At 30.1% G+C, this 13,187-nt stretch carries 7 protein-coding genes and 1 pseudogene; all 8 read left to right on the plus strand.

From position 1 onward, the window contains the following. Positions 1 to 244 precede the first annotated feature (244 nt). The 8 genes and pseudogenes from AAHN03_RS06530 to AAHN03_RS06565 all read left to right on the plus strand — a co-directional run bounded on the left by AAHN03_RS06530 (position 245) and on the right by AAHN03_RS06565 (position 13,153). A complete protein-coding gene (locus AAHN03_RS06530; RefSeq protein WP_342279209.1) occupies positions 245 to 1,147 on the plus strand; it encodes an AAA family ATPase in 903 nt (300 codons plus the stop codon). A 28-nt stretch (positions 1,148 to 1,175) separates the two neighbouring features. Beyond that, positions 1,176 to 3,920: a hypothetical protein gene (locus tag AAHN03_RS06535; protein WP_342278538.1), complete on the plus strand. Its 2,745-nt coding sequence runs from the start codon at positions 1,176 to 1,178 to the stop codon at positions 3,918 to 3,920. Positions 3,921 to 3,938: 18 nt separating this feature from the next. Beyond that, on the plus strand, positions 3,939 to 6,215 hold the full coding sequence (locus AAHN03_RS06540; protein WP_342278539.1) for a hypothetical protein: 2,277 nt from the start codon (positions 3,939 to 3,941) through the stop codon (positions 6,213 to 6,215). A 218-nt stretch (positions 6,216 to 6,433) separates the two neighbouring features. Next, positions 6,434 to 7,972, plus strand: coding sequence for a hypothetical protein (locus tag AAHN03_RS06545; RefSeq protein WP_342278540.1), 1,539 nt, complete (start codon positions 6,434 to 6,436; stop codon positions 7,970 to 7,972). A gap of 134 nt (positions 7,973 to 8,106) precedes the next feature. Next, positions 8,107 to 8,664, plus strand: coding sequence for a hypothetical protein (locus AAHN03_RS06550; protein ID WP_342278541.1), 558 nt, complete (start codon positions 8,107 to 8,109; stop codon positions 8,662 to 8,664). 293 nt (positions 8,665 to 8,957) lie between these two features. After that, positions 8,958 to 9,345: pseudogene (locus AAHN03_RS06555) on the plus strand (helix-turn-helix domain-containing protein). Between the two features lie 239 nt (positions 9,346 to 9,584). Beyond that, positions 9,585 to 10,925: a hypothetical protein gene (locus AAHN03_RS06560; RefSeq protein WP_342278542.1), complete on the plus strand. Its 1,341-nt coding sequence runs from the start codon at positions 9,585 to 9,587 to the stop codon at positions 10,923 to 10,925. Next, positions 10,922 to 13,153: a tetratricopeptide repeat protein gene (locus tag AAHN03_RS06565; protein ID WP_342278543.1), complete on the plus strand. Its 2,232-nt coding sequence runs from the start codon at positions 10,922 to 10,924 to the stop codon at positions 13,151 to 13,153. The genes AAHN03_RS06560 and AAHN03_RS06565 overlap by 4 nt, the downstream gene beginning before the upstream one ends. The last annotated feature ends 34 nt before the right edge of the window (positions 13,154 to 13,187 follow it).

A 13,187-nucleotide genomic window follows, 5' to 3' on the forward strand; every position in this document is an offset into this window, starting at 1 on the left:
ATCAGTATTTCTTTATTATAAAATTCCACAGGTGAAAAAATGTAGTCAGTAACGAGAATTTAATTCTACACTCCACTCGTCGCATAATACTCACGTTCTATAGCATAATTTCTGCTCATATTTATCTCGAAGATGAGTCGTAAACAACAAAACAGGGCTAAAGATAGAGTTAATTGATAAACAATGCGAGCCTTTAACAAATGAGCAACGTAAGGCAGTAAGAGAAATTGTCAATTGTAAAGATATCAGCGTATTAGAAGGATATCCTGGAACTGGTAAGACTTTTGTCATGCGGGAGATAGTATGTCAATATAACAAGGCGGGTTACAGGGTAATAGGAACAGCCCCAAGTAGTACCGCTACACAAGTTCTAGCAAGTAGTACGGGTATTGAATCAAAGAATACAGCACTACTGCGTAAAGAATGGCAAGAAGCTAAGGGACAAACGTTTGAGTTAATGCTGCGTTCTGATTATTATAAGGAAATAGAATATCAACATCAAGGCAGAATAGAGACTAGTTTGAGTTTGTATCAAAATATTAGTGGAGAGTTAGATGATAAGACCATATTAATCATAGATGAAGCTAATATGGTCGAGTTGGCAAATATGGACTATTTACTAAGTACAGTATTAAAGTCAGGGTCAAAAGCGATAATAGTGGGTGATAATAATCAGTTTGCTGCAGTTGGTATGGCTGGGGCTTTTAAGAAGATTTGTACTGTTGCAAAGGTAAGTACATTAACTGAAGTGATGCGTCATAAACACCAAGACGACTGGACTATGAGACTACAAAGGCAAGCTACCAAGCTAATGGGTCTTTATAAGATAGAAAAAGCATTAGAGATTTATCAAGGGCTTGGAGTATTTAATATTTATGACAATGTACAAGTAACTAAAGAAGCGTTAGTAACAGATTATATTAATGAGTATTTAGAGCAAGCCAAGAATTTAGCTAGAGATGATTTAGTATCGATTAGGTCGATAGTAATAGGTGCTTATACTAATGTGGCTGTGAATTATTTTAACATACAAGTTAGAGAGAAGTTAAAACAGGCTGGTATTTTAAAGGGACTGAGTGGTAATTTTAAATCTGGCTATGAGATGATAGAATTGTTGCGAGGTGAGCAAATAGTTTTTTGCCAGTAACAAGGCAGAATACAAGGGGTTTAATGGAGTGCTAAATGGCGAGGTAGCAACAGTTATAGATTTTAATAAGCCTGATAATTTTGGTCATGGCTGCGTGCAATTGCTAGTACATAAAGCAGATGGCAGTAAGAAGATAGTTAAGATTGATACATCTGACCCACTATATCCTGTTCAATTTCAATATGGTTATGCAGTTACTGGATATAAGCTAGAAGGTGAGACAGTGGACTATATGAAAATATACCATGAAGCTATTATGGGTTATGAAGCATTTAATGTGTTGATGAGTAGGTTTAGATATGAGGTAAAACTGTATGGAGCTAGAGATGTATTAGAAGATATAGTTTATAGAAGAGTGGAAGAGGATGCGGCAAAAGGACGGGAACGGTTTAGTATAGAATCATATACCTATAAGGTATCAGGTGGAAAAGATTCAAAGTTAGTTAGGAAAGAAATACCTACTTGGTATATTGGTTTAATGTTAGGGGTCAGTAGAAGAGTAGATAATAATTTAGCAATTGATTACCGTAAGCTTGATAATTTAACCCCTAATCAACAAGTAATTAAGAATTATTTAGACTCTAGACGAGAAGTATTTGATTTACGTGGTAAGATGCAAGAATGGCGAGAGCGTCAAGAAATGCCTATTAAACTAGTTGGACTATGTATGCTATTTAAGCAAAGTGCTAATGTCGAGATACAGAATGTTAGAGAAATTATTATAGACCCGTATGATTTAATATTTAATAGAGAGGTTGATGAAAAGATTGATAGTAAAGACACCAGTAGTAAAAAAATATTATGGGCAACATTATCAAAAGAGAAGCGTAATCAGCTTATTTGGCAATATCTGTCAGAGTATGATAGGGAGGAACTAGAAACTATCTATAAGGAACTACAAGAAGCAAAGGCGAAGTTGCAAAAACATGCTAAAATTATTTGTGATAATTATCATGGTAGTGTCAGTATTAAAGACGCAGGAGGTAGCGATGTTAAGGATCAAGTAAGGATGGGTGATAGACTTATCCAGCTTAATTTAAATTATCAGACAATCCAAAAACATGCCGGCTATTCAACTTATAAATACTTCTTGAACAACATCAATCAAGGAGCAACATTAATTACAAATAATCATTGGGGACAAATGATGGAGATTTATCATGGTTTGCATTCCACCCAAAATGATAGTACCGACTCCTTAAATAATACAAACTTGATAAATATCTTTACCACTAATTTGGCTAATCTCAATGAATTTATTACTGAAACCAAGCTGTTACTAAAAGAGAGAACTGAACTATTAGAAAAGACTAGTATAGAGCATCAAGAGATAAAAAAAGAACTAGCAGAAATAATTACTTATCGGGAAAAATTATTCCCTGAATTCTTAAGTCGTATATATAAAACTCCTGTATCAAAAATACTGCAGAAATGGCAAGATTTGTTAGTAGAATGCCGGTATGAGCAATTAGCAGATACCATTTCTAAAGTAAAGAAAAATCCTAAATTACTGGGTAATTTTAGAGGTATTGGCTTTGGTAACATTTTGGGTATTAGCCAGCGTCGGAAAGATGCTATTAACAATTTTGAGGTCATAGCTAAAAGGTTCAGAAATTATGAGCAAGGTGCAATTAAAGCACAAGAACTACAAAATAAACTAACAGCAGGAAACTATCTGAAGTTACTTGAGAGCTTATCAGCAGAAATACCGTCGTTAACTGATGGTTTGCCTAATAAATATGAACAGAGCTTTTTGGATCAGCTTTACCTTTTACAAAAGGAGGGAAAACTAACTATAGAAAATTTGGCAGCACTAGCAAAAGAAGATGATCTACAAGGGCTTATTTATGAATATTATAACTATATTAATGATGCAGAACTAGCTAAATTAGCCATATCCATCTCGGCTGATATTCAAGGTGAAGATCAGAAAGAAATAACTAGCAACAAAATAGAGGAAGTAAGAGACGGTAAAGTTAGACTAGAAACTAACAAATATGATAGCATTAATGCAGCTAGGAATGAGAGATTAGACTTCAATGAAGTTATCCAAAGTTTGAGTGAATATAATTATCGTAATATTTTTGAAAGCTATGCTAGAAGGATTAATAGTGATGGCAAAAATTTTAAAAGGAGTGGTGCTGAGATTAGCCTTGGCAGTTTGAGTATGAATTTAAGGAAAGGATTATGGATTCGTCATAGTACTGGAGAGGGAGGCAATATATTTTCTTTTGTTCAGAAGGCTCTTAACTGCAGCAAATTAGAAGCATTAGAGCAAGTAGCCTCGATATCTAGTATTAGGGCTAGAGCAAATAATTATCATAATGATAACTACAGCAGCAATAAGCAACTACAAGAAAGTGATGGATATGAAAAGATAGTGACACACTTAATCAATGAATGGTATGCACAGCCTTACGTCCCTGAATCTGCACCTAAATTCGATCCTAATATTCACTTGGCTGGTATACTGAAAAGTAATACTATTGCAGGCATCTATTATTACAGAAATGATAAGAGCCAGCTAATAGGTTTAACGGTTAGACTGATAAGTAACCAAGATGGAACGAAGCAAGTACTACCAGTGAGCTATTGCCAAAATGAATCATTAAATAAAGAAGCTTGGCGGTTAAAGGGTTTTAGTGATAATGGTTATAAACCGATCTATCATATAGAGAAAATAACAGATGAGCAGAAGAGTAAATTAAATACTACTATATTAATAGTGGAAGGTGAGAGAACCTGTGATAAAGCCCAAGAATTACTGCCCTAATATATTGTACTATCTTGGTTGGGTGGTAGTAATTCGGCAGATAAAGCAAATTGGCAGCAATTGCGAGGTAGAAGAGTAGTTATTTGGCCTGATCATGATCAAGCCGGCATCAAAGCGGCTAGAACAATATGCCACATGATTAATGAGGCTAATGGTCATATTGGCAATGTAACTATCATTGACCCAAGTCAACTAGAGTTTAATGGTACTATCCATACCGACATCTTACTAGAGAAATGGGATTTGGCTGACCAATTACCAGTAGGTTGCAATATAGACAATATCAGGGAAGCTATTATAAATTGTCAGCAGCAAAATAGTTTCTTATCTTATAGTTACTCTATGGCTGCAAGACTACAACAATTACTACCACAGAAAGCACTAGCGATAGGGGAAAGAATATTGTGGCAAGCTAGAAGTAGCGGTACTATCCTAGCCATAGAACACATAAGACAAGAAGCTGCAAAAGAAGTCAGCTGGCAAGAGAAGCTTACCTCATCAGAAGCTAACTATTACATGAAATATGCTGAAACTACCAAAAAAGATGGGAGTAAACATGAGTTTTTAGGATTACAAGATAGCTTATACCGAGATACACTAGTTGCTATAGCCATGAATAGCAAAATCAAAGATAAAGAGTGTCTAGAATTACCGAAATTAATAGCAGAACTGCAACATGAATACGAGCAAAAACAAAGAACTTTAAGTTATGACAGTAGTGGTCATAGTTTCGGTGATGACGATCATTATCAATCTCACATTGCAAGTTTAGAATCTTATGGTGCTGATAGGGTAGAACTATATCATATTATGGTCAGGGATGTAAGCTTGCTACATCAAGAACAATTAAGTGGGATAAAGGGTAAAATAATTAAAGCTCACCAAAGAGCTATAGAGCAAACAGTATATCAGCAAATTAAAACTTATCAAATAAGGCAAGCGAGAAATCAAACAAGTAATAAACTAGACTATGATGATAAAGTAAAAATATCTAGTAAAATATATGATAGTCTTTGTAGTAGTAAATGGTGGCAAAGTTTAGTAGTAAAAGATATAACCTACGTACAAAAACTACAGCAAAAAGTTCAAACAAAACTGGCTAAGAATAATAGTTATGAGAGAAGAATAGAGGAGATAGTAGAGAAATATAAAGGACAAAACCCTGAATTAGTAAATAAATGGACTTCAGAGTTAGAAGAAATAAAAACATATAGTACAGATAGTTTAAGTGACATTATTAAGATAGGGGAGGAAAAAGGCTTAGAACAAGCATTTAGAGAAACTGTTAGCATTAATGATAATAAAAATAGAGAGTTAAAAATAGTACTTGAAGTATATAAGGATAGGATAGATGAAATACAAAAATTTAATGATAAGTTCAATGTAGAGGATATAAATCATCAAATAAAATCATTAAAATATGACAATATGGTAAAGGCGGTAGATAAAATACGGGTCGATAGTTTTAGAGATTGGATAATTCCACAATTTAATAGAATAGAGCAGGAACGGCAAGAATCACAACAAGTTAGTGGATTACTGAATAGCCTCGAGCAAGAGAGGAACTTAAGTGTAAAGATGGGTAAGGATTATCAAAGTTTAACTTATCGTATATCAGAAGAAATGGAAGAAGAGAGCATCAATAATAAAAGGAGAGTATATGACTGCCAGCCTGATCTATTAGAGAATATTAAAAGGGATAGTTTATATATAGCAAAGCATAATATATGGGAAGAAGAACTGTTAATTAGGGAATTAAAACGAAATACTTCAGAGTTAAAGGATAGAGTAGCACCATTAATGTTTAAATTTAGTCAACAACATTGTAAGAAGCAAATTGAACAAGATATAAAAATAATAAAAGAACAAGGAATATTAATTAAAGAAAATAAGCAACAATTTAAGACCATACAAAGTTATTTAAATGACTTAATGAATAATCAGGAAATAAAGCCTTATATAAGAGGGGCTGATTTTGAAATAATGCTAGTGGAAGGAATAAAAGATACAAAGCAAGTAGCTGTGCTAACAAGGCAATTATATAAAGAACGCCAAGCACATGTACTAAAAGAATTGAGTCCTGAAATACAAGAGCTTAAAGAACACGGGATGATAAAAATTAACAATAATACTTATGATGCAAAATCTTATTTAGAATATAGGATGAATGATAAGCTAATTGCTCCTTATTTGAAGAATACAGAAATAGAAAAAAGATTAACAGAGATATATAGACAAAAACAACAGCTAGATCAGCAAAAACAATCAGAGCTAACACGGGAAAAAATAATATAATGAAGATGTAAATAACTCCTACTTCAAGAGTTGTGAACACAACTCTTGAAGTAGGAGAAGTATACTACATTACTAAAAGATAAGACGTTTTATTATCTTATTTTGAAGCATTGAAAATGTTTACTAAATCGATGTCTTGGGGGATGCTATCGCATCTGTTGTAAATGGTAGAAAAATTAGGTATAGTCAAATAAAAGATATATGCAGAAGCTCAGTGTATGAAAAAATTTTTAACATTATTTATATTACTAATTATTTATAGTAATACTTTTGCTCAAGAACAAGTATCTAATTTAATCACTCCAGTTAGTTATTTTGTCAACCATGAGCAACAACTTAAGACTATTAAGGACAATTTAAGTAAATATAAACAAACAAGTTTAGTAGGTACTAGCGGAATAGGCAAGACTCAGCTATCTAGGATGTATGCTTATGAAAATAAAAATAATTATGATCTTATTTGGTTTTTTGATTGTAACCTTGATTTGAACGAACAATTTGTTAAGTTAGCTAAGCAGCTAAATAGCACTAGAAAAACTAATATATCTGAAGAAGTTGCTTTAGCAAAAAAAGAAGTAATATCATATTTAACTTCTACTAATAAGTGGTTATTGGTGTTTGATAATTTAAAAGTTAATGAAAATAAAAAAGTACAGGATTTAATTGATTGGGAACATAATGGTCATGTCGCGTTTTGTTCGCAAGATAATGAAAAGTTACCTAATATTATAGCAATGACCCTACTTGATAGACCTACTATTGTAGCTTTAGCTAATAACTTATTAGACAACAAGGATAATAATAGTATCGAATTTTTAACGCAATCTTTTAGTGGTTACCCAATATTGATAGTGCAAGGAACTCAATTGCTTAATAAAATTAAAGGTTTAGATAAAGAGGAATATAAAAAGAAAATTTATCAAGCGACTGATAAAATAGCAACAAATATTAATATGGTTATTCAACAATTAAAACCAAGTGCAATAAAGTTGCTGAATAAAATAGCTTTATTGAACAATCAAAGTTTTTCAAAACAATTACTTACTGCCATCACTGATAATCCGGATACCCTTAATGACGATATATATCAATTATCTAAATTTATGCTAATAACTAATATTAATTCTAATGATAATAACCCTATTTTTGAAATGCATGACATAGTTAGCAATAAAATAATGGAACTAAATGGTGATAATAATAAAATATATTTAGAAAATATTATTGCCAAATTACCTAAACCTACAAGAACTCTCTCAGGATATTTGTGGAGAACCGCTCAGACTATAGCAGAAAACTTAGAAATTATTCTTAAAAATTCTGAAGGATATAATATTAACATATATACAATACTTAAATTAAGAAGTGAGTTATTACTTTTATATATAAACGTTGGTGATAATAGCAAAATCCAGCAAATGGTTGATTGGTTTAATCAAAAAAATCAACAAATTAAATTATGGCAAATGCCTGAGAATTACAAATTTTATTACAGTAGATATTTAGGGGCAATAGGAATCTATAATAGGTTAATAAGAAATTTTGAAACAGCGATTTCTTATTTTACTAAATCATTAGAAATTTTATATACACTTGATAATGATGAAGGCAATGATGCTCTAAAATTTAATTTAATTCATCAAATATGTATAACGTATATAAACATAGGTGAGATAAAATTGGCTGAAGAATTACTTAAAAAGATTGAAAAATTAGCAACACAAGAAGTAGAACATATATATACATATATTTTTTAAAGGCTTACTTATTTTATACACAAGGAAAATATAACGAAGCTTTAGAATATAGAGATCAAAGTATTGAGCTTCTTATAAAAAATGGATTCCATGCTAATGGCTTATACCTTAACAGAATTTATATTTATAGAGTAATGGTACTGAATTGTCTTGGTAGATATCAAGAAGCTTATGCTCAAGCTCAACAATTATATAACACATCTAAGAAACTCATAGGGTATGATTATGATATTAAATTTTCATGTATTTATACAGAAATGGCAAAAAGTAAATTAGGTTTAGGTAAAGTATATAAAGCTTCTGAATACATTAATAAGGCTATATTGTTAGCAGAGGAAAACAACAATTCGGAGAACATAAATTATTCTAAAAATTTTGATTTAGCAGCTACTTATGTAGTACAAGGTGATATTTTGTTTGCCCAAGATAGGCTTAAGCAAGCTATGGAATCTTATAAAAAAGCTTTTGTTATATATCATTATTTATATGGCAATAGAAGTAAAAATGTTGCTCAAGTAAGTGAATTATATAACAAAGGGGCAAAAGCCGCCTGTAAAAGCAAAGATTTATATAATTATAAATTCTTTGGCAAGCCACAAATTAAGGAATTTGGCATACACCATCCTAACACAGTTGATATGTTTGAATATTGCAAACAATATGACATGGATTTGTGGGGCAAAAATCATTAAGGAGATATAAGCTGCGTGATTTATATAGGTCTAGGTAAGGATCATCAGATTTTAAACAACTTGCTAAAGATGAGATGGGTTGCTATTTTTAGCCTTACCCCAATTACGATTATAAATTTGGAGGAATTGTGACAAACAACAAATTAGTTATATATCAAAAAAAAAAATAAGGTTACTTTTTATAATAAATTAAATTATTGACACGTTAAGTAACTTATCATAGCATAATCTAGAAAACTTGAAGAGTATAATGAAGGCTTTTAAGATATGATACAATCAATGTTAAAAAAATGATATCAAGAAAAAATGACTATTTACATAAGATCGATCAACTTATTGGAGAAAAGATTTATTCTCTAAGACTTGCTAAAGGATTGTCACGACAACAACTGGCGCATATAGTAGAAGTAACGAGGCAGCAGTTACAAAAATACGAAAGGAGCATTAATAGAATATCAATAGATAGATTAGTTCTTATTGCTAAAGCACTAGATAAAAATTATAGAGTATTTTTATAAAGATTTAGAAGATACTGATATTGTACAGCTAATATTTATTGAAAATCAGCATATGTACATAGAGGTTTCAAAGAATTTTATGAAAATTCGTAGTTCAGAGCAACAGCAAGCGGTTAATGCATTGATACGATATTTAATTACTAAAGAAGTTGAAACATCATAAAGTTATAATAATTAGTAATAGTACTTGAAAAACAAGATATGGAATAAGAGAAAGCGATAAACAGACACAAGATTTACAACAACTAGTATATCTTGTTAAAATTAAATCGGATATGATTTTTAAATGCATATAGACGGAAATATGCCTAGATTATGAATACATGTTATTGCCATCTATATGAGGTTTGAGTTTGAAGAGCAATAGATATATTGAGTACAAGTTTGGTTCAAACTAATATCATGCAACAATTAATACAGCAATTCAAATCGTTCATTATTGCTATTATTGTTTTTTTATTTTTTAATATTGGTTTTTATATTTACCTTTTACATCTACAAAAAGAAAAGGAAAAATTAATGCTTTCTGGTTATTTAGATAGTGTTGGTAGTTTATTATCTCATGATTTGACAACAGTCTTCAACAAATCTAGCTATAATAAAACCTTTTTTTTATTTAAAAATTTTTCAAGAACAAATAATGGTATAAGCGAGAATACAATAAAAACCACACCATATACAATTTCTATTAAAAATTCAGCAGAGGAGTTTATATTTGATTTACAAGAACTAAAGGATAATTTAAATAAAATATTTCCCCATTACATAGGTTATGCAATCATAATCAATGATTATAGTGTTGCATTTGGTCTAGACTATAAAAAAAATTTAAATGTAAAAAAAGATTATCAAATTGATTTAAACACAGTTTTGACCATAAAAGTAGGAATTAACAAAAATTCTAAATTTTATCCTTTAAACAATAATAAAGTGTGCCAATATACTTTTATAACTGTCGTTTTGACTTTTTTAATTTGCTCATTGTTTTTGTATGTTTACCTCAGAATAAAAAAAAGAAGGGAAGAGAGACTGTATATATTAGAGCATGATTTATACGAAGAAAAAAAGATTAATAGTACATTGCTGAGCAACAAAAGAATTAATCAAAAACTAAAGAAGCTCTTTATAAAAAAAGCAACCGAGATGTATATCAAGCAAGAAATGGGTATAAGTGATAAGAAAATAATTCAGAATATATCCCCAAGTAACTATTTATTTCCAATGTGCTTATACGATACATCTCCTGAAAAAATAGATATAGTAAATTTAACTAAGTATTTAGAAGAATATTTTTCTCCTTATTTTATTACAATAGCCTTAAAGGTACAAACTAATATAGACACAATTAATATTAATTGTACGACCGAAGTTTTTTATCAGTTAATTTTTAGCCTTATTTTTAATTTAATGGAATTTATGGATAGGCAGAGTGAAATTCCTAAAATAATGGAAATAAGTTTTACTAACAAAAAAGTTATTATTAAATATGACAGTTTTCCTTTAAACGAAAAAAGAATGGTGGATTTATCTGAAACTATAGTGTTAGAATATATGGATGTATTTCTACTTAGTTGTCGTAAAATATTCAAATCTCTAAAAGAGCATAAGTTTAAGTACAGTGTATCTTCTGATGATGAATCTAATATAGTTGAAATTACTTATCCTATAATAATAGATAAATCCGTACAAAAACAAGTGTTAGATTTTACTAAATATGTGAATAATATTAGAAAGAAAAAATGAAAAAATATTTATTAATAATAATATTAGTTATGTCCAGTATTTCACTTGCTCAAGACCAAGTATCCAATTCTGTTGTACCGGTCACTTATTTTATTAATCACATCAAACAACTAACTCTACTCAATAATAATTTAACTAAATATAAACAAGCCAGTGTAGTAGGTGTTAGTGGAATGGGGAAGACTCAGCTTGCGAGAATGTATTCTTATGAGAACAAACAGAATTATGATATTATTTGGTTTATTGACTGTAACTTAGATATTAATGAAGAATTGTTGAAGATAGCAAAAACTATTAATAGTACTTTTAAATCTAATCTAATATCAGAAGATATAACCTTAGTAAAAAAAGAACTAATTGCTTATTTATCCAGTAAGGATAAATGGTTGTTAATATTTGATAATTTAAAGATAAAAGAAAATCATAAGGTACAAGAATTTGTTAATTGGGAACATAATGGTCATGTTATTTTTGCTTCCCAAGATAGCGAGGGATTACACAATATAATTAAGATGACAGCATTTGATAAGCAAGATGCTATTACTCTTGCCAATAATATTTTAGAAAATAATAATCCAAAATCAGCAGAATTTCTAGCACAAGAATTTGTTGGTTACCCTATCCTTATAGTACAAGGGGTACAATTATTGAACCAAGTACCGGGTTTAAACCAAGAAGAATATAAAAAGAGGATACGAGATTCTGCTGATAAAATTAAATTAAACATTACTCTAGCAATTAAGGAATTAAAGCCAAATGCTAAAAAATTACTAAATAAAATAGCACTAATCAATAACCAAGGTTTTTCTAAGGATCTACTAAGAATTATTACTGATGACAAGAATACTATTGATGATGATATTTATCAACTGTCTAAATTTGCTTTAATTTCTAATACCGATCCAAATGAAACCAATCCTGTTTTTGAAATGCATGATGTTATTGCTAATAAGATAATGGAGATAAATGGAAATAAGAATAATAAAGCTTTTTTAGAAGACATTGTTACTAAATTAATGAACTCTATACCAAGTAGTGTGGTAAAAGCCCATATTTTTAGGAATGCAAAAACAGTGTCTGAAAATCTTGAAATAATCAAAAAAAATGAACAAAAATACAATATTTATGTTTATAAACTTATGGAGTTAAATTTACAATTAATAATAAAATATATTAATTCTTTTGATTTCTATAAGGCAACAGAACTAATTAATTGGTTTAATAAAAATGATCAGGATGGAAAATTCAAGTTATGGTTAATGAACAATAATGAAAAGCGGGTATACGCAGAGTATTTACATATAATAGGACAGTATGGACAATATGGATATTATAGAAGTTCCGATAATAAGACAGCGATTGAATATTTAGTAAGAGCAAAAAAAGTATTAGATAACGTACAAGGATATGACACTTTAAAATTTAATGTATTTTTCAATTTAGCAATGTCTAATATTGTATTAGGGGATATTCAAGAGGTAGAGAAAAATACTCAAATTATCGATCGGATGTTTAATGAAGGTTCTGTTGACAAAATAGATATACCAATGCTGTATTTTGTTAAAGCTAGATTATTTTTTATACAGGGAAAATATCTTGAGTCATTAGAACAAGCTAATAAAACTATGGAGGCATGTATAAAAAATGGATTAAACCAAGATGATCTATTGCTTACACATCTTTATTTATTTAAAGCTGAGGTGTTAAACATCCTTGGACAATATAAAGAGGCCTATGCTCAAGTTGACAAGTTATATGATATGCATAAGCCATCTAAAAAGGAAGACCATGAAGTATTTGGTCGAATCTTTACTGAGATGTCAGGAGCAGAACTGGGATTAGGAAATATTAGGAAAGCTTTAGAATATGCTCAAAAAGCTAAAAATATATTCATTAATGATCCAACTAAAAAAAATACTAATCTTACGGAATTACAAGACCTACGTTTGGCGAAAGCTTTTGTTGTTGAAGGAGATGCGTTAGCGGCTCTTGGTCAAAATGAGAAAGCAGCTGAATCCTATGCTTCAGCAGAAGTATTATATTATAATAATTATCGGGACAATATGAAAAATGTCGATGAAGTAAGCTACCTGTATTGGGCTGCAGCAAAAGCAACCTGCAATTTACCAAATAAATTTTGGTATATAAAATTTAGCACCCAACTCATAGAAAAATTTGGTGAAAACCACTTTAGAACTATAGATCTTTTGAGTAAGTGTAAAAACTAATAACAATTTGATGTAGAAGTTATTTGTACTACAA

This window comes from Candidatus Tisiphia endosymbiont of Myopa tessellatipennis, assembly GCF_964031105.1.
Lineage (GTDB): Bacteria > Pseudomonadota > Alphaproteobacteria > Rickettsiales > Rickettsiaceae > Tisiphia.

What these genes read in the sequence shown, in the direction of transcription:
- AAHN03_RS06545 (WP_342278540.1), top strand. Translation starts at nt 6,434, where the DNA reads ATGAAAAAATTTTTAACATTATTTATATTACTAATTATTTATAGTAAT.
- AAHN03_RS06550 (WP_342278541.1), top strand. Translation starts at nt 8,107, where the DNA reads ATGGTACTGAATTGTCTTGGTAGATATCAAGAAGCTTATGCTCAAGCT.
- AAHN03_RS06560 (WP_342278542.1), top strand. Translation starts at nt 9,585, where the DNA reads ATGCAACAATTAATACAGCAATTCAAATCGTTCATTATTGCTATTATT.
- AAHN03_RS06565 (WP_342278543.1), top strand. Translation starts at nt 10,922, where the DNA reads ATGAAAAAATATTTATTAATAATAATATTAGTTATGTCCAGTATTTCA.